Here is a 20,043-nt window from a genome sequence, read left to right as displayed (position 1 = left end):
GCTAAGAGCACTGCCTGCTTCGTCTCATCCGGTTAAGCGGGACCCTAACTGCATTCCCTGGCATTGCCAAGCCTTTTTTCGCGCTGCATCAGAGACCTAACGCTCAAACATCAGAACTCTGTCGTTTCCGCCGAGATCGCGATACGCTCCGGCGAGCCGGTATCTGGCTGCCGTAAATATCTCGGCGACTTCGTTGCGCTGCGTGTGGCCGATCTCGACCGCTATCTTGCCTTGTGCTTCAAGAAACCCTTCCGCCTCGCCGGCGATGATCCTGTAGGGGACCAGACCATCCGCGCCGCCGTCGAGAGCTTGGCGCGGGTCGAAATCGCGGACTTCGTCCTGCAGGTTTCGGATGTCTCGTGACGGTATATAGGGAGGGTTCGCGGCAATTACATGGTATCGGCCCGAAACTTTTTCAAACCAGTTGGACTGCAAGGCCTTGAAGCGCTCCGCCAGCCCCAATTCCGTGGCGTTGCGCGTGGCGGTCGCCAGCGCGCCGGAGGAAATATCGGTACCGGTTGCCGTGGCGGCCGGGACGGCGCTTAGCAGCGCCAGCGCGATGGCGCCGGTCCCGGTGCCGAGATCGAGAATGCGGCATTCGCCAACGATTTCGGCCATTGCCCTGGCGAAGGGCAGGACGGCGTCGACCAGCGTTTCGGTGTCCGGCCGCGGCTCCAGCGTTTCCGGCGAAAGCGACAACCGTAAACCATAGAATTCTCGGTGGCCGAGAATGCGATGCACCGGCTCGCCTGCGACGCGACGCCTCAGGGCTGCTTCGATGGCGGCCAGCGCGGCAACATCGACGATTCGGTCGGGCTCGGCGATCGCCTGGGTGCGCGTGGTGCCGGACAAATGCTCGACGATCAGCCGGGAATCGAGCTGCGGATCGGCGATGCCGGCGGCGGCCAGGCGTTCCCGTGCCGCCCTGAGCAGCGGCCCGAGCGCGGCGGGCAGCGCATCAGCCATCGAGGCTTATATGGGCGAGCAGCTTCGACTGGTGGTCGGCGATCAGCGCATCGATCACCTCGTCGAGCTCGCCCATCATCACCCGGTCGAGCTTGTAGAGCGTGAGGTTGATGCGGTGGTCGGTGACGCGGCCTTGCGGGAAATTGTAGGTGCGGATGCGCTCCGACCGGTCGCCCGAGCCGACCTGCGACTTTCGCGACTCCGAGCGCTCCTCATCCGCCCGGCTGCGCTCCAGGTCGTAAAGCCTGGCTCGCAGGATCTGCATGGCTTTCGCCCGGTTCTGATGCTGCGACTTCTCCGCCTGCACCACCATGATGCCGGTCGGCAAATGGGTAATGCGCACGGCCGAATCGGTGGTGTTGACGTGCTGGCCGCCGGAGCCCGAAGCGCGCATCGTATCGATGCGGATGTCCTCGGCCCTGATTTCGATGTCGACCTCTTCCGCTTCCGGCAGCACGGCAACCGTCGCCGCCGAGGTGTGGATACGCCCGCTGGCCTCGGTCGCCGGCACGCGCTGCACCCGATGCACGCCGGACTCGAACTTCAGATGCGCAAAGACGCCTTTGCCCGAGATGGTGGCGATGATTTCCTTGAAGCCGCCGGCGTCGCCCTCGCTGGCCGACACCGTCTCGAAGCGCCAGCCACGCGAAGCAGCATAGCGCTCATACATGCGGAACAGATCGCCTGCGAACAATGCAGCCTCATCGCCGCCGGTGCCGGCGCGGATTTCGAGGATGGCGTTTTTGTCGTCGGCGGCATCCTTGGGCAGAAGCAGGACCTGGATGTCCTTCTGCAGCGCCTCGATGCGCTCCTCCACCCCGGGCAGATCCGCCTCGGCCAGCGCCCGCATCTCGGCATCGGTGCCCTTGTCGGCGAGCATTGCCTCGAGATCGGCCTGCTCCTGTTCGGCCGAGCGCAGTTCTCGGACCTTGGCAACCATTTCCTGGAGCTCCGCGTATTCCGAAGCCATCCGCACATAGGCATCCGGCGCCGGCCCGGCCGACATCTGCGCTTCGAGCATCTCGAAACGCTTGACGACTTGATCCATGCGGTCGCGGGGAAGGGAAATCATGAGGCAATGCTATAGCGGAATAGAGCGGTCGTCGGCAAAGGCCTGCAGCAGCGCCCGCATCGGCAGCCCTTGGGCAGGCGCCATCAGGTTGTCCTTGAAGAAGTCTTCCAACTCCTGCAGCGGCAGTTCCGTCAGCATCGCCTTAACCGGGCCGATCGAGGCCGGCGACATCGAGATCGAGCGATAGCCGAGGCCGATCAGCGCCATGGCGGAGATCGGCTTGCCGGCGAGTTCGCCGCACAGCGTCACCGGCGTATGGTTGCGCTCGCCGGCATCGGCGATCGTCTTCAGCACGCGCAGGAACGGCGCCGACAGCGTGTCGAAACGATCGGCAAGCTGGGTGTTGCCGCGATCGACCGCCATGATGAACTGGAAGAGATCATTGGAGCCGACCGAGACGAAATCGACCGCCTTCATCAGTTCGTCGAGCTGGAACAGCATCGACGGCACTTCCAGCATGGCTCCGAGCTTGAGGCTGGTCGGCAAATGATGGGCAAAGCGCGACAGATGCCGCACCTCGCGGTCGATGATCTCGCGCGCCTGCGCGATCTCGCCGAGTTCGGTCACCATCGGCAGCATCACCTTGAGCTCGCGCCCGCCGCAGGCCTTGAGCAGCGCCCGGATCTGGGTCCTGAGCAGGCCGGGCCGGTCGAGCGTCAGGCGGATCGCGCGCCAGCCGAGCGCCGGATTTTCTTCCTGGATGGCGCCCTTGAAATAGGGCAGCACCTTGTCGCCGCCGATGTCGATCGTGCGGAAGGTGACCGGTTTGCCGCGCGCGGCATCGAGCACGTCGCGATAGAGCCGCTCCTGCGCTTCGGCGCGCGGGAAGGTCGAGGCGACCATGAACTGCAATTCGGTGCGGAACAGGCCGATGCCGGCAGCGCCCGATTCGACAAGCTGCGGCAGGTCGACCGCCAGCCCCGCATTCATCAACAGGTCGACCGCCACACCGTCCTTGGTCAGCGACGGCTTCTTGCGCAGTTCCCGGTAGATTTCCTGGCGCCGCGCCCGGAAGCGGACCTTTTCGGCATACGCGGCCTCAAGGTCCGACTGGGGCCGCAGGTGGATCGAGCCCTCGTCGCCGTCGACGATGATGGCATCGCCATTTTCCGCCATCGAGACGGCGCCCTTCATCTGCCCGGCGACGGGAATGCCCATGGCGCGCGCCACGATGACGACGTGGCTGGTGGCGGCGCCGTCTTCAAGCACCACGCCGCGCAGCTTGTCCCTGGGATAGTCGAGCAGTTCGGCCGCGCCCATCGAGCGGGCGACGATGATGGCGTCCTTGGGCAGCGAGGCGGCGACATCCTCCGGGCCGCGCCCCATCAGCTGGCGCAGCAGCCGGTTGGCGAGATCGTCGAAATCGCTCATCCGCTCGCGCAGATAAGGGTCGGTCATGTGCAGCATGCGGGCGCGCATGTCGCTTTGCACCTTTTCGACCGCGGCTTCCGCCGTCAGGCCGTTGCGGATAGCCTCTTCCAGCCGGCGCACCCAGCCGCTATCGTTGGCGAACATGCGGTAGGCCTCGAGCACCTCGCGATGCTCGCCCTCGAAGGCGACCTCGCGGCGTTCCAGCATGTCGTCGATCGACAGCCTGAGCGAGCCGAGCGAGCGGTCGAGCCGGCGCACCTCTTCCTCGCTGTCCTCGTTGAACAGATTGGTGACGACGATGCGCGGCTCGTGCAGCACGACATGGCCGAGCCCGACGCCTTCGTTGAAGGACAGACCGGTGAAGCTCACCGGACGGCGCAGGTCGAGCTCGAGCCCCGGCCTGGTAAGGCGGGCGAGGTCGCCGGTGGCGATCATCTCGGCGATCACCATGGCGGTGGTTTCCAGCGCCTCGACCTCGTCGTCGCGATAGTGGCGCATGGTTTTGTTCTGCACCACCAGCACGCCCAGCGTGCGCCCCGCCCGCAGCACCGGCACGCCGAGGAAGGAATTGTAGATCTCCTCGCCCGTCTCCGGCAGGTAGGCGAAGGCCGGATGCTCCTGCGCGTTGGACAGGTTGAGCGGCCGCGCGCTGGCGGCGATGGTGCCGACCAGGCCTTGCCCGAGCCTGAGCTGCGCTAGGTGGACGGAGGTGGGGTTGAGGCCTTCGGTGGCGTAGAGCTCGAGCACCGAATCGGCGCGCAGCACATAGAGCGAGCACACTTCGGCGACCATGTTGGAGGCGATGTCGCGCACGATGCGGTCGAGCCGCTCCTGCGGCTCCAGCGGCTCCTGCATGAGCTCGCGGAGCCGTTTCAGCAGAACGCGCGGGCCGCCGGCCGTATCACGCATCGCGGCTTCTTCTCCAATGGCACGTTGCCCGCCGCAGTTTCTCCCGCGGCCGGCGCTCACGCAACAACTGACTCAAGTTCTTGCTATTGCTTATCGAGCCCGTAGACGGAATGCAAAGTGCGAACTGCAAGTTCCGTATAGGGACCGTCGATCAGTATCGAAATTTTGATCTCGGAGGTGGTGATGGCGCGGATATTGATCGCCTTGTCGGCCAGCGCCTTGAAGGCGGTGGCCGCCACGCCCGCATGGCTGCGCATGCCGATGCCGATGACCGAGACCTTCGACATGCCGGCTTCCGACTGCACCACGTCGTAGCCGACGTCGGCCTTGAGACGCTGGAGCACGGCCAGCGCCTTGTCGACATCTCCGGAAGGCACCGTGAAGGTCATGTCGGTGAACTTGCCGTCCTCGGAGATGTTCTGGACGATCATGTCGACATTGATGTTGGCCTCGGCCAGCGGGCCGAAGATGCCGGCGGCAACGCCCGGGCGGTCGCCGACGCGGCGCAGCGAGATCTGCGCTTCGTCCTTGGCGTAGGCAATTCCGGTGACGACCTGCTGTTCCACGATCTCTTCCTCGTCGCAAATAAGCGTTCCGGGCGGATTGAGCAAATCCCCCATTCCGGGCGCGTCGGGATCGTCGAAGGACGACCTGACAAACGTACGCACCCTGTGCACCATGGCAAGCTCGACCGAGCGCACCTGCAAGACCTTGGCGCCGAGCGAAGCCATTTCCAGCATTTCCTCGAAGGAAATCTTGGCCAGCCGGCGCGCCTTCGGTTCGATGCGCGGGTCGGTGGTGTAGACGCCGTCGACATCGGTGTAGATGTCGCAGCGGTCGGCCTTTACGGCCGCCGCGATCGCCACCGCGCTGGTGTCGGAACCGCCGCGGCCAAGCGTGGCGATGCGATTGTCAGGGCCGATGCCCTGGAAGCCGGCAATGACCGCCACCTGGCCCTCGCCGAAGCGCTTGACCAGGAAAGCGCCGTCGATATCGAGGATGCGCGCCGCGCCATGCGCGTTGTCGGTCTTGATCGGGATCTGCCAGCCCTGCCAGGACCGTGCATGGATGCCCATGTTCTGCAGCGTGATCGCCAGGAGACCGGCCGTGACCTGCTCGCCCGAAGCGACGACGGCGTCATATTCGCGCGCATCGTGCATCGGCGAGGCTTCGCGTGTCCAGGCGACCAGCTCGTTGGTTTTGCCGGCCATCGCCGACACCACCACCGCCACCTCATGGCCGGCATCGACTTCGCGTTTGACATGACGCGCCACATTGCGGATGCGGGCGATGTCGGCGACCGAGGTCCCGCCGAATTTCATCACGATACGCGCCATGGAAGCGAAATGCCTTTGACTGAAGCCGGCTTGCGGCCATAAGCGGAAAGATGCGCCCGGCAAAGCCGAACCGCTGAATGCGCGGCCTCCTTAGCCAAAACACAAAGGCTTCGCAAGCGAGGGCGGCAAGGGCGTCACGCTTCAAGTCTGCTGACAGCGTCTTGCGCCCTGTTATGCGATAAAGCCGCGGAAATTCATTTCGTGGAGTGATCTTAATGGCTGAAACGTTAGAAATCGTCAGCTTCCGTCTCAAGCCGGGAACCGAAGCCGGCTTTGTCGCCAGCAATGGCGTCGTCGCCGACTGGCTCGCGCGCCAGCCCGGCTTTCTAAGCCGCCATCTCGGCGAGCGGGACGATGGTAGCTGGGTCGATGTCGTGCGCTGGCAAAGCCTGGAGCAGGCGCAGGCGGCAGCGCAGCGCATCATGACCGAGATCGGCGATTGCGAGGCTATGCGGGCGATCCAGCCGGCCAGCGTCGACATGGGACACGCGACGGTAGCGCTATCGCGTTAACCCTGTCTTCTGAACAGGCCGCCCGACCGGCTCGCCGGCAGGCTGGTGGCAGCAGTCGAAAAAACCCGCCTTGACTTTCGTCGCCGGGGACCCGACTTCCTAGCGTTCCCCGACTTGCTAGCGTTCGAGGAGACCCGCTATATGCCAGAGTCCCGACGATCGACCATCGATGCCGGAGAAGTCGAGCGCTTCTCAGCCCTTGCCGCCGAATGGTGGAACCCGAACGGCAAGTTCCGGCCGTTGCACAAGTTCAACCCGGTGCGGCTAGCCTATATCCGCGACCAGGTGGCGGCGCGCTTCGGCCGCGATCCGCAGGCGGCCAGGCCCTTCGAGGGCCTGCGTTTCCTCGACATCGGCTGCGGCGGCGGATTGCTGTGCGAGCCGATGGCGCGGCTTGGCGCCGAAGTGGTTGGCGCCGACGCCTCCGCCACCAACATCGAGGTAGCCAAGCTGCACGCGGCCGAGGCCGGCGTCAGCATCGATTATCGCGCCACGACCGCCGAGGCGCTGGCGGAAGCCGGCGAGACATTCGACGTCATCCTCAACATGGAGGTGGTCGAGCATGTCGCCGATGTCGATCTGTTCGTCGCCAAATGCGGTGAGATGGTGCGGCCAGGCGGCATCATGTTCGTGGCGACCATCAACCGCACGCTGAAGGCGCTCGGCTTGGCAATCATCGGCGCCGAATATGTGCTGCGCTGGCTGCCGCGCGGCACCCACCAGTTCGGCAGGCTGGTGCGTCCGGAAGAGCTGGCAAAGGCGCTCGGCGCTGCCGGACTCACCGTCGTCGACCGCACCGGCGTCATCTACCATCCGCTCGCCGACCGCTGGCAGAAATCCAGGGACATGGACGTCAACTACATGATGCTGGCCGAAAAAGGTTCGGTCTGAATTCGCTCAGACTGCCTGGCTTTGCGCCTTCGCGCTGACCTGGCTTTGCGCCGTGGTGGTGATGAAGACGCCGGCGGTGATGATGACGGCACCCAGCCAGGTCAGCAGCTGATAGTGCTCACCGAGGAAAATCGTGCCGGCAAACAGCCCGACCGCGGCCGCCACATAGCCGATCTGGCTGAGATAGACCGGCCCGCCGACCGCTTGCAGGCGAAAGAAGAAGGCAAACATCGCCGAGGCCGAGGCGACCTGACCGGCAACCACCAGCGGCACGCCACCGAGCGGAACGAACGCCTGCCAGCCGAAAAGCGTCACAATGCCGACGAGAAGCAGCATCGCCGAAGCCAGATGGCTGCCGACGGCGAGTTCGATCGGGCCGGTGCCTTGCGGCCAGTCGACGGTGCGGTAGATGTTGCCGGCGGCGAGGCTGACAGGAATGAGCAGCCCGACCGCAACCCAGAAATAGTCGGCCGGCTGGCCGGCCTCGCCGCGTGTCAGCGCCACCATGACTGCACCGACGAAGCCGACGGCAATGCCGGCAACGCCAAGCAGATTGGGGCGCCGCACGCCGAGCAGGATCGAGAACACCAGCGTGACCACCGGCGACAGCGTGAACATGATGCCCGTGTACCCGGCGCCGAGATGCGGAATGGCCGAGAACATCAGGAGGTTGGGGAAGGCATAAGACACCGCTGCGGTGACGAAGAAATAGCGCAGCTCGTGCGCCGTCAGCCGGATGCGCTGTCCGCTGAGCAGAAGCGCGAGGAAAAGCACGCCGCCGGCGCCGAACGAGATCACGAAGGCCCAGACCATGGCGGGAACGCCGTCCGCCGTGGCGATCTTGCCGAAGGGCAGCGTCAGGCCGAGCAGGCCGCCGGTTATAACCAGCAGCCCGATCGCCGAATCCCAGAGAAGTTTCATCGGCCAGAGAGGTTTCATCGGATTGTCCGTTCAATCGTCGCCGGCGCTTGGCCGCCGTTGTATCTTGAGGTAAGATAACGTAAAGATTCTTAATGTCAAGATACTTTGCGGTGAAGCAGATGGATCGAGCGGCGAAGGCGATCGAGCAGTGGCATAGGGAACGGCCCGATCTTGACGTATCGCCAATGGGGGTGATCGGGCGACTGAATGAAGCGTCCTCGCTGATCGCGCGCGATCGCCTCGCCCCGGTCTTCGCCCGCTTCGGGCTGCAATCGGGGGAGTTCGACGTGCTGGCGACGCTGCGACGCTCCGGCGAACCTTATGCGCTGACGCCGACCGAGCTCTATGAGGCGACGATGGTTACCTCCGGCGCCATGACTGCCCGGCTCGACCGGCTCGAGAAAGCCGGCCTGATCGAGCGAGCGCCGCATCCTACCGACCGGCGCGGCATTGTCGTGCAGCTGACGGAAAAAGGTCTCGCGCTTATCAATGAGGCGCTTGCCGCCCACGTCAGCAACGAACACCAGATCGTCGCCGGCCTGACACGCAGCGAACGGGAAATGCTGGCAAATCTGCTGGCGAAACTGATCGCAAGCCTGGGCTAGCCGTCAATTCCGCTCGTCGGGAAAGCTCGGGATCGGCATGAACTCGACGCCGTCCTCGGCAAGGCTTTTCGCCTCTTCCAGTGTTGCCTCGCCATAGATGCCGCGCGCATCGGCCTCGCCGAAATGAATCTTGCGCGCCTCCTCGGCGAATTTGTCGCCGACGTAGTCGGCATTTTCGCGCACCTTGTCGGCCATTGCCTTCAATTGCGCTAACGCCTGCTTCTGCGCCTCGCCCATGGCGAGCGCGACTTTCTCTCGCCCGCGAGAGGTCGACACCGCCGGCGCCATCAGGGCTTTTTCTATCTTGTGCGAGCCACAGGTCGGGCAATCGACGAAGCCGCGCTTCTTCTGGGTGTCGAAGTCTTCGTTGCTGCGGAACCAGGCCTCGAATTCGTGCTCGTGTTCGCAAATCAGGGAAAAGCGGATCAAGAGGCTGCACCTTTGAGACGCGGCGCCTCGCCGGAACGGATGGTGAAATCGCGCGCGTTTTTCAGATTGGGGATCTTGCGGCGTGCGGCGAGCGACTGCGCCGGATCGATCTCGGCGACGATGACCGCCGGCTCGTCATGCGCGGCCTCGGCGATGATACGCCCCCACGGATCGACGATCAGCGAGTGGCCATAGGTCTCGCGGCCGTCCTCATGCAGGCCGCCCTGCGCGGCGGCCACGACATAGGCGCCGTTCTCGATGGCGCGTGCCCTCAAAAGCACATGCCAATGCGCCTCGCCGGTCTGCCGGGTGAAAGCGGCGGGCACCGTGAGCAGATCGGCTCCGGCCAGCGCCTCGGCACGGAAAAGCTGCGGGAACCGCAAATCGTAGCAGACGGCGAACCCCAGCCTGACGCCGTCGATCTCGGTGACGACAGCCTCCGTCCCCGGCTCATAGGAAGCGGATTCGCGCCAGCTCTCGCCGTTGTCCAGGTCGACGTCGAACATATGGATCTTGTCATATCCGGCGATCGCTTGGCCATCCGGCCCGAACAGAAATGCGCGGTTGGCGAGCTTGCCGTCGGCGCGCAGGATGGCGGTCGAGCCGACATGGAGGTAAATGCCGAGTTCTCTGGCAAGCTTCCGCGCAGTTGCAACGACGATGTCCTTGTCCTCGGTGATGAAGGCTGCGGCTCCGGCCTGCTTGTCGCGGATGAGCGCGCCGGTCATTTCGGGCGTCTGGACATAGGTCGCGCCGCGGCTTGCGGTCTCGCGCACCAGTCGGTCCATGTCGGCCGCGTTGCGCTCAGGGCTCGTGCCCGACCGCATCTGCACCGCCGCCGCCTTGAAAGCGTCCATGATCAAACCCTCGTGCCGTTGGCGAGCAGCGCGTCCAGCCGGCCCCGCGACTCCAATTCATGGAGGTCGTCGCAACCGCCGACATGCGTGTCGCCGATGAAAATCTGTGGAAAGGTGGTCCGCCCATGCGCCCGCGAAATCATTTCCCGGCGCAATTCCGGCGAGAACGAAGCGTCGTGCTCGGTATAGGCCACGCCCTTGCGGTCGAGCAGCCGTTTGGCGGCCGTGCAATAGCCGCACATCATACGGGTATAGATCGTCACATCGACCATCGGCCAGCAATCCTTGCCCATGCATGTCGCCCAATGGTTGCGCGAAAACGACATGCATCAAAACAACACTTCAAACTCTATATAGTCGCCGACTCATCGGCCCGAAAGTCCCCCGGCAGGACACGCGCGAAGGTGAGCACGTCGACTGCTCCGGCGCCGCCCCTTTTCAGCGCCTTGGCCACCGAGCGCACCGTCGCGCCGGTGGTGTAGACATCGTCGATGACGAGCACCCTGCGCCCGGCGATCGCGATCTCGGCTTCGGGCGGCACGCGAAAGGCGGCGCGCACATTCTCCTCGCGCTCGTGCCGCTCCAATCCAACCTGCTGGCGGGTGAGCTTCATGCGCCTGACCGCCGCCGGCGAGAAAGGCAGGCCGCTGAGCTTCGAAACCGCCCGCGCCAGCTCCGCCGACTGGTTGAACTGACGCCGGAAGAAGCGCCGCCAGTGCAATGGCACCGGCACCACCACATCGGCTTCGGCGATCAGTTCGGCGCCGGCGCGCATCATCCAGCGCGCCATCCACGGCGCCAAATCGGTGCGGTCCTGAAATTTCAACCCCTGCACCATCTGGCGCGCCACGCCCGAATAGACGACCGCGGCCCGCGCCCGCTCAAAGGGCGGCGGATCGGCGATCGCCTCGGCGCAAAGGAAGCCCTCGCCCATGTCGTGGGTGAAAGGCGTGCCCATGACCGGGCACCATGGCTTCTCCAGCAGCCTGAGCTTCGGCCAGCAGGCGCCGCACAGCACGCCGGGCTGCGAGACGTGACGGCGGCAACCGGCACAGACCGGCGGAAACAGCAGGCGCGCCGGCCAGCCCAGCGCCCGCCGGGTCATGTCCATGACCGCGGCGGTCTTGATCTTCTGCTGCGGATCGGCCACGTGATTGGTCCCCGCGCCACAATAGCACCACTTCGGCATCTGCCGACAACAGGAACCTGTCCCTTGCAACCCTTGATCGACACGGAGCTCTGGCTAGCGCACAAGCGCCGGGCGTTGAGCCGTCCCGTCGAGGGCGCCGATTTCCTGATGCGGCGGGCGGCGGAGGATCTGGCGGACCGGCTGGCCGCCGTCGAGCGCCGGTTCGGCAAGGCGGCGGCGCTGTTTTGCCAGACACCGGCAGCGGCGCAGGTGCTCGCCGAAAGCGGCAAGGTGGCCGACATCGTTCGCGTCGAGGCGGACGAGGTGTTCCTGATCGGGGAAGCCGGCATCGTGGCGCCGCCGGAGACCGTGCCGTTCCAAGCCGAGAGCCTCGATCTCGCCGTTTCGCTGCTGTCGCTGCAGGCGATGAACGACATTCCAGGCGTGCTGGCGCAAATCCGCCGCGCGCTGAAGCCGGACGGCCTGTTTCTCGGCGCATTTGCCGGCGCAGGCACCCTCGCCGAACTGCGCGAAAGCCTTCTTGCCGCCGAGACCGAGCTTTATGGCGGCGCCAGCCCGCGCGTGCTTCCATTCACCGACGTGCGCGACGCCGGCGCGCTGCTGCAACGTGCCGGCCTGGCGCTGCCGGTCGCCGATGTCGAGACAGTGACCGTGCGCTACGACTCGCTGTTCGGCCTCGCCGCCGATCTGCGCGCCATGGGCGAAACCAGCCCGCTGGTCGACCGCAGCCGGCGGCCGGGCCCCAGGCGGTTGTTCGCCCGCGCCGCCGAGATTTACGCGGAACGGTTCTCGGACCCGGATGGCCGCGTCAGGGCGAGTTTTTCGATTGTCTGGATGTCCGGCTGGGCGCCCGATGCCTCGCAGCAGAAACCGCTGAAGCCCGGCTCGGCCAAGGTCTCGCTGAAGACGATTCTGGAGAACCCGCAGGGGCGCTGACCGCCGTAGCGGCCCGGCTGATCAATGGGCGAAGGCGTTGGCGAGCCTGCTGTTGTTGTCGCTGAACAGCCACTGGAGGGCGCCGGCAGCCCTGCCGACACCGCCGACGATGGTAAGCGACAGCACGGCGACGATCAGGCCGTATTCGATGGCCGTCGCGCCCGTTTCGTCCTGAATGAACCTTTGCAGCAGCTTAATCATGGTCATCGATCCCTCTTGCCGAGAACCATACCGTCTACCCGTTAAGAAAGGTTAACAGCAAAAGCTTAACAGGGGGTGAAATCGGCCTGTCTGAGGAAAATCATTAACCTATCAGCAGTCGCCAAATCAGCAGCCGCTTAAAATCAGCAGTCGCCGTGCCGGCTGCCGTCGGTGCGGATCACACAGATGGAACTGGGCAGGGGCTGCAGCACGCTGCGGCGGAGCGTGTATGTGTTGCGGTGGCCGATCGAACCGGTATTTGACATGTCGAGCCCGCCGGCAAGACCGTCGCGGGCGCCCTGCGACCGCGCCTGACTGTCGAGGAAGGGCGTTGCGATGAGCGCCAGCGCCACCGCGGCGGAACCGAAGAGCAGCGTGATCCGCAGGATACTCATGCCGGCATCAGTGGCGCTGAAAGTGGGCCGGACCGAATCCCAGTCTCTCTCGAGGCTCATAAATGGCTCCAAACGAATCGGCGTACCGTGTTGACGGCTTTGTTCAATTTTTCATGCCGAGATAAATCTTCCATTAACGCTGGCTGAAACGGCCAGCTACAGCAGGCCCACCTACAGCAGATCGATGAGAAACTGGATCAGCGGCGCGTCGGCAGGCGGCATCGGATAGTCGCGCATCTGGCGCGGCCTGACCCATTTCAATCCCTGGCCTTCCCTGGGCTGCGCGATGCCGCGGAACCGGCGGCAGACATAAAGCGGCATCAAAAGGTGGAAATCGTCATAGGAGTGGCTGGCGAAGGTGAGCGGCGCCAGGCACGGGATCTCGGTCTCGATGCCGAGCTCCTCGTGCAGTTCGCGGACCAGGCACTCCTCCGGCGTCTCGCCGGGTTCGACCTTGCCACCTGGAAACTCCCACAGGCCGGCGAGTTGCTTGCCCTCGGGACGTTGCGCCAACAGCACGCGCCTGTCGGTATCGACCAGCGCGCAGGCCGCGACCAGAAGCAGGCGCTTGCCGGCTGGCTTGACCTCGCTCATGCGTCCGCCGGCCGGCGGTAGTGGTAGCGGTAGACCTCCTCGAAGCCGAGCGACCGGTAGAGCGAAAGCGCCGGCAAATTGCCGGCCTCGACCTGCAGCCAGGCTTCACGGGCGCCGCGCAGCCGCGCCCATTTCAGCGCCGACAGGATGAGGTTGCGGCCATGGCCCTTGTTGCGCGCCGATTTCTCGGTGGCGATTTCGAACAGTCCGGCAAGATCGCCGTCATGGACGCAGATCAGCGTCGCCAGCGGCTCGTTGCCGTCCTCGAGCGCGAACAGCCCGGCTTCGGGCTGGATGGCGCCGATGATCTCCGACAGGCCGGGCCGCAGCGCGACATCCGAGCCGCTTGTTCTGAGCGATGCGCCGATGAAACGGCTGATGTCCTTCAGTGGGATCTGGTCCATGGCGGCGCCGAGCTCAGCCTCCTTCAGCGGCAGCCGCATCACCAGTGATTCGTCGAACCGGCTCCAGCCGGCCGCGTCGAGATGTCTCGACAGCACCTGCCCTGACAGCGGCGACATGCGAAAGGTGAGCGGCCGGCCATAGGCGTCGAAACGGCGGCTGGCGCGCACGATCCGCTCGGCAATGTGCTGGATGTCGCCTGGATCGAGCGGATTGACCGAATTCAGCCGCTTGGCCGGATGGCCGGCGGTGAGCCGCACCACCCAGGTCCCGTCGTAATGGACGGCGGCGGCCGGCCAGGCGCGAAAGCCCGCCGCCTCAAAGCGCCGCACGATCGCCAGCACGCTTGCCGGATGCCTGGACACCGGTGCCATCAGCTCCGGTAGTCGCCGTTGATGGCGACATATTCCTTGGTGAGGTCGCAGGTCCACACCGTCGCCTTGCCGCGGCCGATGCCGAGATCGGCGCGGATGCGGATGTCGTCGCGCTTCATATAGGCCGAGGTCGCTTCCTCGGAATAGGCCGGATCGCGCTCGCCCTCATGCGCCAGGCGGTTGTCGCCGAACCAGATCGACAGAAGGTCGCGGTCGGCGGGCTCGCCGGCCTTGCCGACGGCCATGACGACGCGGCCCCAATTGGCGTCCTCGCCGGCGACCGCCGTCTTGACCAGCGGCGAATTGGCTATCGACAGCGCGATGCGCTTGGCCGAGCGGGCCGATTTGGCGCCGGTGACGGTGACCTCGACCTGCTTGCGGGCGCCCTCGCCGTCGCGCACCACCTGCAGCGCCAGCGACTTCAGCACCTTGCCGAGCGCCCGGCGGAACGTGCCGAGCCGCGCATCCTTGGCATCGTCGATCGCCGGCGCGCCGCGCGCCGCGGCCTTGCCGGTGGCGAAGAAAAGCAGCGTGTCGCTGGTCGAGGTGTCGCTGTCGACCGTGACCGCGTTGAAGGTCTTGGCCGTGCCGCGCGACAAAAGATCCTGCAGCACCGGCGCCGCGATCGGCGCGTCGGTGGCGATGAAGGAAAGCATCGTCGCCATGTCGGGTGCGATCATGCCGGCGCCCTTGGCGATGCCGTTAATGGTGACGTCGGCATCGCCGAGCTTTACCGTCGCGGTCGCCACCTTCGGATAGGTGTCCGTGGTCATGATGGCCTTGGCCGCCTCGATCCACAGGTCCGGCTTGCCGTCCTTGACCAGGCCGCTAAGCAGATGGCTGAATTTGTTGGTGTCGAGCGGTTCGCCGATGACGCCGGTCGAGGCGAGGAACACCTCGCTATCACTGCATCCGGCAGCCTTTGCCGCCGCCTCGCCGGTCAGCGCCGTGGAGGCCCGGCCTTTCTTGCCGGTGAAGGCGTTGGCGTTGCCGGAATTGACCACCAGCACGCGCGCCTTGCCGGCAGGAAGATTCTGCCGGCAGAAATCGACCGGCGCCGACGGACATTTCGAGCGGGTGAAGACGCCGGCGACGGTGGTGCCCGGATCGAAGACCATGGCCAGCAGGTCGGTGCGATTCCGGTATTTTATGCCGGCCTCGGCGGTGGCGATGCGCACGCCGTCGATGACAGGCATCTTGGGATATTTCTTCGGTGCGAGCGGCGAAATCGTATCGGACATCGGGACCCCGGAGCGGCAAGAACGCGAAAGGAAGGCCGGTTTGCCCGATAGCGCGTCCCGGCGCAAGGGGCGTTCCGGCAGCGCTTCGTCGGCTCGGCCGAGCGATTTGCAACCCGGAACGGACCGTTTCGTTTCGTCCCGGAAACCAATATGATCGGCGATAGATTCACCGGCTAAGGACGACGTGATGAGCGAAGCCGCCGGCCGCGGACGCAAATCGATCGGCGCCAGGCGCAATCCCGAGAGCGCCGACGCCATTCTCGATGCCGCCGAGGCGGTGCTGCGCGAGGCAGGCTATGCCGGTTTCTCGATCGAGGCCGTTGCCCGGCGTGCAAGGGCAGGCAAGCCGACCATCTATCGCTGGTGGCCGAGCAAGGCTGCGCTGCTGGTCGAGGTCTATCAACGGCAAAAGCGCGTCGAGACGCCCGATACCGGAAACCTCGAGGAGGATCTTGTCGGCTTCCTCAGAAACCTGTTCGCGCATTGGCGCGATACCCCTTCGGGCAATGTCTTCCGCTCGCTGATTGCCGAAGCGCAATCCGACGCGGCGGCAGCAATGGCGCTTGGCGACTACGCGAAGGGGCGGCGCGCCCACACCGGCCGGATGATCGAACGCGCCAAGGCGCGCGGCGAGGTGGCGGCCGATGTCGATGCCGAAATTGTCGCCGATTTGGTTGCCTCCTACGCCTGGAGGCATCTTTTGACCAACCACCTGGACGATGACGAGGCGACGATCCGGACCGTCGTCCGCTACGTGGTGCGAGGAATAGCCCAGGCCTCATAATGCAAAAAGGGCGCCCGAAGGCGCCCTTTGCAATCTTCCTGCGACGTCGCGAAATTTACTTGGCGCTCTCCAGCGTGTCGACGGCGCTCTTCAGCTTCGCGTCCGGGATGTCGACCTTGGCGGCTCCGCGCAGCTGCTTGACCATAGCGAAATACTTGTCGCGGATCACTGCCTGCCTGGCCTGGTCCTTGACGTCGTCGAAGGCCGGCGGCTGCTTGGCGCGCTTGTCCTCAACCTTGATGACATGCCAGCCGAACTGCGACTGTACCGGCTCCTTGGAGTATTTGCCGACCTCGAGCGCGAACGCCGCCTTATCGAACTCCGGCACCATCTGGCCGGGTCCGAACCAGCCGAGGTCGCCGCCATTGCTCTTGCCGCTCGGATCGCTGGTGTGCTCGTTGGCGAGCTTCTGGAAATCGGCGCCGCCGTCAAGCTGCTTGATAATCGCGTCTGCCTCTTCCTTCGTCTTCACGAGGATGTGACGGGCGTGAATCTCGTTGACCGGCGGCGTGTTTGCGATTTCCTGGTCGTAACGGGCGCGGACCTCGGCGTCGGTAACCTTGTCGACGACGCCCTTCTCGACCATTTCGCCGTGCAGGGCGCGCTGCTGCAGGAACGCCATGCGGCGCTGGAAATCCGGATCCTTGTCGAGGCCGGTGGCGACCGCCTGGCCGGCCATAACGCGGATCTCGATGGCGGCCGAAAGTGCCGCGGCGCGGCGCTGTTCGGGCGGCAGCTGCGCGAACTGCTGCGACAGCTCACCCTCGGCAAGCGTAAGGTCGGCTTCGGTGAGCGTCTTGCCGTTGACGGTTGCAACCACGGCATTCGGATCGACCGGCGTTGCGGCAGGCGCGGCGGCGTCCGGCTGGGCCGGGGCGGTCTCCTGCGCCATCAGCGGCGACAGGCAAAAAGCCGAGAGCCCGAAGGCCAGGCCAAGGCTGGCGAGCGACGCACGGCGGAACAACAGGGACATCAAGATTAACTCCAATGGGGATTGCCAATAAGGTTCGCTTGCGCGGGAAGGTTCCAGATCAGTCGGATTGTGGCGGAATTTGGCGCTGCCCTATAGGGCTAACGCGGCGTTGACATCGATTGAGCCCCCTCTTATCTGTCCAACGACTTTGCGTCCAGAACCGTTTTCCGGGCGCTTTTTGCGTTTGTCCGCCTTCACGCGGATTTGATGGGGCCGCCCGGCGCCTGTCGCAACGACGAAAAATGCTATCGAAAGGACCATTGGATGGTCAGTCTCGGCGGTCTCGCCCGTAAGGTTTTCGGCTCCTCCAACGACCGCCGGGTCAAATCGACCCGGCCCCGCGTCGAAGCCATCAATGCCATGGAAAACGAGATGCGGGCACTCTCCGACGCCGAGCTTGCCGGCCGCACGGAAAAGTTCCGCCAGGACTTCGCCAACGGCGCCTCCCTGGACGATCTTTTGGTGCCGGCCTTTGCCACCGTGCGCGAGGCGGCGCGCCGCGTTCTCGGCATGCGTCCTTTTGACGTCCAGCTGATCGGCGGCATGGTGCTGCACAATGGCGGTATCGCCGAGATGCGCACCGGCGAAGGCAAGACGCTGGTCGCCACCTTGCCGGTCTATCTCAATGCGCTCGCCGGCAAGGGCGTCCACGTCGTCACCGTCAACGATTATCTGGCCACGCGCGACTCCGAATGGATGGGCCGCGTCTACAAATTCCTCGGCCTGACCGTCGGCGTCATCGTCCACGGCCTCTCCGACGAGGAGCGCCGCGTCGCCTACGCCGCCGACGTCACCTACGCCACCAACAACGAGCTCGGCTTCGACTATCTGCGCGACAACATGAAATACGAGCGCGCCCAGATGGTGCAGCGCGGCCACAGCTACGCCATCGTCGACGAGGTCGACTCCATCCTGGTCGACGAAGCGCGCACGCCGCTGATCATCTCCGGTCCGCTCGAGGACCGCTCGGAGATGTACAACACCATCGACGCCTTCATGCTGAAGCTCGGCCCGGCCGACTATGAGGTGGACGAGAAGCAGAAGACCACGATCTTCACCGAGGAAGGCACCGAGAAGCTCGAAAACATGCTGACCGCGGCCGGCCTGCTGAAGGGCGAGTCGCTGTACGACGTCGAGAACGTCGCCATCGTCCACCACGTCAACAATGCGCTTAAGGCGCACCTGCTGTTCCAGAAGGACAGGGATTACATCGTGCGCAACGGCGAGATCGTCATCATCGACGAGTTCACCGGCCGCATGATGCCCGGCCGCCGCTATTCGGAAGGCCTGCACCAGGCGCTCGAGGCCAAGGAGCATGTGCAGATCCAGCCGGAGAACCAGACGCTGGCCTCCGTCACCTTCCAGAACTATTTCCGCCTCTACAAGAAGCTCGCCGGCATGACCGGCACGGCGCTGACCGAGGCCGAGGAATTCGCCAACATCTACAATCTCGACGTCACCGAGATCCCGACCAATTTGCCGGTCGTGCGCAAGGACGAGGACGACGAGGTCTACCGGACGGTCGACGAGAAATACAAGGCGATCGTCAAGGAGATCAAGGAAGCCCGCGACAAGGGCCAGCCGATCCTGGTCGGCACGACCTCTATTGAAAAATCCGAGCAATTGGCAGAGCGGCTGCGCAAGGACGGGCTCAAGAATTTCGAAGTGCTGAACGCCCGTCACCACGAGCGCGAGGCGTCCATCGTCGCGCAGGCCGGCAAGCCGGGCGCCATCACCATCGCCACCAACATGGCCGGCCGCGGCACCGACATCCAGCTCGGCGGCAATGCCGACATGCGCATCGCCGAGGAGCTGGCCGACATGCCCGCCGGCCCCGAGCGCGAGGCGAAGGAAAAGGAAATCCGCGACGATGTCGCCCGTCTGAAGGAAAAGGCGCTCGCCGCCGGCGGTCTCTACGTGCTCGCCACCGAGCGCCACGAATCGCGCCGCATCGACAACCAGCTTAGAGGTCGTTCAGGAAGACAAGGCGATCCCGGCCGCTCGAAATTCTTCCTGTCGCTGCAGGACGACCTGATGCGCATCTTCGGTTCCGAGCGCATGGACGGCATGCTGCAGAAGCTCGGCCTCAAGGAAGACGAGGCGATCATCCATCCCTGGATCAACAAGGCGCTGGAAAAGGCGCAGAAGAAGGTCGAGGCGCGCAACTTCGACATCCGCAAGAACCTGTTGAAATATGACGACGTGTCCAACGACCAGCGCAAGGTGGTGTTCGAGCAGCGCCTCGAGCTGATGGACGGCGAAGGGCTTTCCGAGACGATCGCCGAGATGCGCGAAGGCGTCGTCGAGGAGATCGTCGCCAAGAACATCCCCGAAAACGCCTATGCCGAACAGTGGAACGTCACCGGCCTCAAGGAGGAAGTGGCGCAGTATCTGAACCTCGATCTGCCGGTCGAGGACTGGGTCAAGGAAGAGGGCATCGCCGAGGACGATATCCGCGAGCGCATCTCGGCCGCCGCGGAGGCCGCCGCCAAGGAGCGCGCCGACCGCTTTGGCCCCGACGTGATGACCTATGTCGAGCGTTCGGTGGTGCTGCAGACGCTCGACCATCTGTGGCGCGAGCACATCGTCAACCTCGACCATCTGCGCTCGGTCGTCGGCTTCCGCGGCTACGCCCAGCGCGATCCGCTGCAGGAGTACAAGAGCGAGGCCTTCGAGCTGTTCCAGGCCATGCTCGGCAATCTGCGCCAGGCCGTCACCGCGCAGCTGATGCGCGTCGAGCTGGTTCGCCAGGCAGCGGAAGCGCCGCCGCCCGAGGCGCCCGACATGTTCGGCAGCCACATGGATGGCACCACCGGCGAGGACGACTTCCAGGGCGGCGAGACCGCGCTTCTGGTGCGCCAGGAATCCAGCGCCATCGTCGCGCCCGAAAAACGCGATCCGAACAACCCGGCGACCTGGGGCAAGGTCGGCCGCAACGAGGCCTGCCCCTGCGGCTCGGGCAAGAAATACAAGCACTGCCACGGCGCCTTCGCCTGACAGCTCTTCCTTCTCCCCGTTCACGGGGGTGAGACGTGGTCCGCGCAGCGGACGAAAGCCAATTGCTTGGCTTTTCGAACGACGAACGCCCGGAGCGATAGCGAAGGGCCGGGTGGCCCGCAGGGC

Annotated in this window: 21 protein-coding genes; 6 read left to right on the top strand and 15 right to left on the bottom strand. The window is 64.9% G+C overall.

Annotation, left to right across the window (positions count from 1 at the left end):
* Positions 1-96: 96 nt before the first annotated feature.
* The 4 genes from prmC to FJ974_RS07475 form a co-directional block, all read right to left on the bottom strand.
* Positions 97-966, bottom strand: a complete 870-nt coding sequence (prmC, locus tag FJ974_RS07490) for a peptide chain release factor N(5)-glutamine methyltransferase (RefSeq protein WP_140533745.1) — start codon at positions 964-966, stop codon at positions 97-99.
* On the bottom strand, positions 959-2,038 hold the full coding sequence (gene prfA, locus FJ974_RS07485) for a peptide chain release factor 1 (protein ID WP_140533746.1): 1,080 nt from the start codon (positions 2,036-2,038) through the stop codon (positions 959-961). The genes prmC and prfA overlap by 8 nt, the downstream gene beginning before the upstream one ends.
* Before the next feature lie 9 nt (positions 2,039-2,047).
* The gene (gene ptsP, locus FJ974_RS07480; RefSeq protein ID WP_140533747.1) at positions 2,048-4,318 is read right to left on the bottom strand and encodes a phosphoenolpyruvate--protein phosphotransferase; all 2,271 of its coding nucleotides are present in this window, start codon (positions 4,316-4,318) and stop codon (positions 2,048-2,050) included.
* An 83-nt stretch (positions 4,319-4,401) separates the two neighbouring features.
* Positions 4,402-5,655 (bottom strand): aspartate kinase, encoded by a 1,254-nt coding sequence (locus tag FJ974_RS07475; protein ID WP_140533748.1) that lies wholly within the window; start codon positions 5,653-5,655, stop codon positions 4,402-4,404.
* A 215-nt stretch (positions 5,656-5,870) separates the two neighbouring features.
* Between FJ974_RS07475 and FJ974_RS07470 the strand changes: the two genes are divergently transcribed.
* Positions 5,871-6,167: an antibiotic biosynthesis monooxygenase family protein gene (locus tag FJ974_RS07470; RefSeq protein ID WP_140533749.1), complete on the top strand. Its 297-nt coding sequence runs from the start codon at positions 5,871-5,873 to the stop codon at positions 6,165-6,167.
* A 141-nt stretch (positions 6,168-6,308) separates the two neighbouring features.
* Entirely contained in the window at positions 6,309-7,058 is a 750-nt protein-coding gene (gene ubiG / locus FJ974_RS07465; protein WP_140533750.1) for a bifunctional 2-polyprenyl-6-hydroxyphenol methylase/3-demethylubiquinol 3-O-methyltransferase UbiG, read from the top strand.
* A gap of 6 nt (positions 7,059-7,064) precedes the next feature.
* Here the strand turns inward: ubiG and FJ974_RS07460 are convergent, their stop codons facing one another.
* Positions 7,065-7,979, bottom strand: coding sequence for a DMT family transporter (locus FJ974_RS07460; protein WP_140533853.1), 915 nt, complete (start codon positions 7,977-7,979; stop codon positions 7,065-7,067).
* 119 nt (positions 7,980-8,098) lie between these two features.
* Here FJ974_RS07460 and FJ974_RS07455 point away from each other — a divergent pair, with 119 nt between their 5' ends.
* Positions 8,099-8,584: a MarR family winged helix-turn-helix transcriptional regulator gene (locus FJ974_RS07455; protein ID WP_140533854.1), complete on the top strand. Its 486-nt coding sequence runs from the start codon at positions 8,099-8,101 to the stop codon at positions 8,582-8,584.
* Between the two features lie 3 nt (positions 8,585-8,587).
* Here FJ974_RS07455 and FJ974_RS07450 read toward each other — a convergent pair whose 3' ends face one another.
* The 4 genes from FJ974_RS07450 to FJ974_RS07435 form a co-directional block, all read right to left on the bottom strand.
* The gene (locus FJ974_RS07450; protein ID WP_140533751.1) at positions 8,588-9,013 is read right to left on the bottom strand and encodes a DUF1178 family protein; all 426 of its coding nucleotides are present in this window, start codon (positions 9,011-9,013) and stop codon (positions 8,588-8,590) included.
* Positions 9,010-9,870 (bottom strand): carbon-nitrogen hydrolase family protein, encoded by an 861-nt coding sequence (locus FJ974_RS07445; RefSeq protein WP_140533752.1) that lies wholly within the window; start codon positions 9,868-9,870, stop codon positions 9,010-9,012. Before FJ974_RS07445 ends, FJ974_RS07450 begins: the two co-directional genes overlap by 4 nt.
* 2 nt (positions 9,871-9,872) lie before the next feature.
* Complete coding sequence (gene grxC / locus FJ974_RS07440; protein ID WP_140533855.1) at positions 9,873-10,142, bottom strand: glutaredoxin 3; 270 nt, start codon at positions 10,140-10,142, stop codon at positions 9,873-9,875.
* A 77-nt stretch (positions 10,143-10,219) separates the two neighbouring features.
* Positions 10,220-11,020 (bottom strand): ComF family protein, encoded by an 801-nt coding sequence (locus tag FJ974_RS07435; RefSeq protein ID WP_140533753.1) that lies wholly within the window; start codon positions 11,018-11,020, stop codon positions 10,220-10,222.
* Between the two features lie 63 nt (positions 11,021-11,083).
* On the opposite strand from FJ974_RS07435, the gene FJ974_RS07430 reads away from it, so the two are divergent.
* Positions 11,084-11,956, top strand: a complete 873-nt coding sequence (locus FJ974_RS07430) for a methyltransferase domain-containing protein (protein ID WP_140533754.1) — start codon at positions 11,084-11,086, stop codon at positions 11,954-11,956.
* Positions 11,957-11,977: 21 nt separating this feature from the next.
* Here the strand turns inward: FJ974_RS07430 and FJ974_RS07425 are convergent, their stop codons facing one another.
* From FJ974_RS07425 to argJ, 5 genes are all read right to left on the bottom strand, one after another.
* Positions 11,978-12,163: a Flp family type IVb pilin gene (locus tag FJ974_RS07425; protein WP_140533755.1), complete on the bottom strand. Its 186-nt coding sequence runs from the start codon at positions 12,161-12,163 to the stop codon at positions 11,978-11,980.
* Between the two features lie 137 nt (positions 12,164-12,300).
* Positions 12,301-12,612, bottom strand: coding sequence for a hypothetical protein (locus FJ974_RS07420; RefSeq protein ID WP_140533756.1), 312 nt, complete (start codon positions 12,610-12,612; stop codon positions 12,301-12,303).
* A 111-nt stretch (positions 12,613-12,723) separates the two neighbouring features.
* Positions 12,724-13,146, bottom strand: a complete 423-nt coding sequence (locus tag FJ974_RS07415) for a (deoxy)nucleoside triphosphate pyrophosphohydrolase (RefSeq protein WP_095767513.1) — start codon at positions 13,144-13,146, stop codon at positions 12,724-12,726.
* Positions 13,143-13,922, bottom strand: a complete 780-nt coding sequence (locus tag FJ974_RS07410) for a GNAT family N-acetyltransferase (RefSeq protein ID WP_181177146.1) — start codon at positions 13,920-13,922, stop codon at positions 13,143-13,145. The genes FJ974_RS07415 and FJ974_RS07410 overlap by 4 nt, the downstream gene beginning before the upstream one ends.
* Positions 13,922-15,163: a bifunctional glutamate N-acetyltransferase/amino-acid acetyltransferase ArgJ gene (gene argJ / locus FJ974_RS07405; RefSeq protein WP_140533757.1), complete on the bottom strand. Its 1,242-nt coding sequence runs from the start codon at positions 15,161-15,163 to the stop codon at positions 13,922-13,924. The genes FJ974_RS07410 and argJ overlap by 1 nt, the downstream gene beginning before the upstream one ends.
* Positions 15,164-15,350: 187 nt before the next feature.
* Between argJ and FJ974_RS07400 the strand changes: the two genes are divergently transcribed.
* The gene (locus FJ974_RS07400) at positions 15,351-15,947 is read left to right on the top strand and encodes a TetR/AcrR family transcriptional regulator (RefSeq protein WP_140533758.1); all 597 of its coding nucleotides are present in this window, start codon (positions 15,351-15,353) and stop codon (positions 15,945-15,947) included.
* 55 nt (positions 15,948-16,002) lie between these two features.
* Here FJ974_RS07400 and FJ974_RS07395 read toward each other — a convergent pair whose 3' ends face one another.
* Positions 16,003-16,920: a peptidylprolyl isomerase gene (locus FJ974_RS07395; protein WP_140533759.1), complete on the bottom strand. Its 918-nt coding sequence runs from the start codon at positions 16,918-16,920 to the stop codon at positions 16,003-16,005.
* A 264-nt stretch (positions 16,921-17,184) separates the two neighbouring features.
* Here FJ974_RS07395 and secA point away from each other — a divergent pair, with 264 nt between their 5' ends.
* Positions 17,185-19,917: a preprotein translocase subunit SecA gene (secA, locus tag FJ974_RS07390; protein ID WP_140533760.1), complete on the top strand. Its 2,733-nt coding sequence runs from the start codon at positions 17,185-17,187 to the stop codon at positions 19,915-19,917.
* The last annotated feature ends 126 nt before the right edge of the window (positions 19,918-20,043 follow it).

The organism is Mesorhizobium sp. B1-1-8 (assembly GCF_006442795.2).
Taxonomy (GTDB): Bacteria; Pseudomonadota; Alphaproteobacteria; order Rhizobiales; family Rhizobiaceae; genus Mesorhizobium.
Note: the sequence above shows the minus strand (reverse complement) of the source record. Positions and strands in the feature narration are given on the sequence as shown.

Bases quoted from the DNA above. Each gene is read 5' to 3' on its own strand.
- prmC (WP_140533745.1), bottom strand. From the start codon at position 966: ATGGCTGATGCGCTGCCCGCCGCGCTCGGGCCGCTGCTCAGGGCGGCA.
- prfA (WP_140533746.1), bottom strand. From the start codon at position 2,038: ATGATTTCCCTTCCCCGCGACCGCATGGATCAAGTCGTCAAGCGTTTC.
- ptsP (WP_140533747.1), bottom strand. From the start codon at position 4,318: ATGCGTGATACGGCCGGCGGCCCGCGCGTTCTGCTGAAACGGCTCCGC.
- FJ974_RS07475 (WP_140533748.1), bottom strand. From the start codon at position 5,655: ATGGCGCGTATCGTGATGAAATTCGGCGGGACCTCGGTCGCCGACATC.
- FJ974_RS07470 (WP_140533749.1), top strand. From the start codon at position 5,871: ATGGCTGAAACGTTAGAAATCGTCAGCTTCCGTCTCAAGCCGGGAACC.
- ubiG (WP_140533750.1), top strand. From the start codon at position 6,309: ATGCCAGAGTCCCGACGATCGACCATCGATGCCGGAGAAGTCGAGCGC.
- FJ974_RS07460 (WP_140533853.1), bottom strand. From the start codon at position 7,979: ATGAAACTTCTCTGGGATTCGGCGATCGGGCTGCTGGTTATAACCGGC.
- FJ974_RS07455 (WP_140533854.1), top strand. From the start codon at position 8,099: ATGGATCGAGCGGCGAAGGCGATCGAGCAGTGGCATAGGGAACGGCCC.
- FJ974_RS07445 (WP_140533752.1), bottom strand. From the start codon at position 9,870: ATGGACGCTTTCAAGGCGGCGGCGGTGCAGATGCGGTCGGGCACGAGC.
- grxC (WP_140533855.1), bottom strand. From the start codon at position 10,142: ATGGTCGATGTGACGATCTATACCCGTATGATGTGCGGCTATTGCACG.
- FJ974_RS07425 (WP_140533755.1), bottom strand. From the start codon at position 12,163: ATGACCATGATTAAGCTGCTGCAAAGGTTCATTCAGGACGAAACGGGC.
- FJ974_RS07420 (WP_140533756.1), bottom strand. From the start codon at position 12,612: ATGAGCCTCGAGAGAGACTGGGATTCGGTCCGGCCCACTTTCAGCGCC.
- FJ974_RS07415 (WP_095767513.1), bottom strand. From the start codon at position 13,146: ATGAGCGAGGTCAAGCCAGCCGGCAAGCGCCTGCTTCTGGTCGCGGCC.
- FJ974_RS07410 (WP_181177146.1), bottom strand. From the start codon at position 13,922: ATGGCACCGGTGTCCAGGCATCCGGCAAGCGTGCTGGCGATCGTGCGG.
- argJ (WP_140533757.1), bottom strand. From the start codon at position 15,163: ATGTCCGATACGATTTCGCCGCTCGCACCGAAGAAATATCCCAAGATG.
- FJ974_RS07400 (WP_140533758.1), top strand. From the start codon at position 15,351: ATGAGCGAAGCCGCCGGCCGCGGACGCAAATCGATCGGCGCCAGGCGC.
- FJ974_RS07395 (WP_140533759.1), bottom strand. From the start codon at position 16,920: ATGTCCCTGTTGTTCCGCCGTGCGTCGCTCGCCAGCCTTGGCCTGGCC.
- secA (WP_140533760.1), top strand. From the start codon at position 17,185: ATGGTCAGTCTCGGCGGTCTCGCCCGTAAGGTTTTCGGCTCCTCCAAC.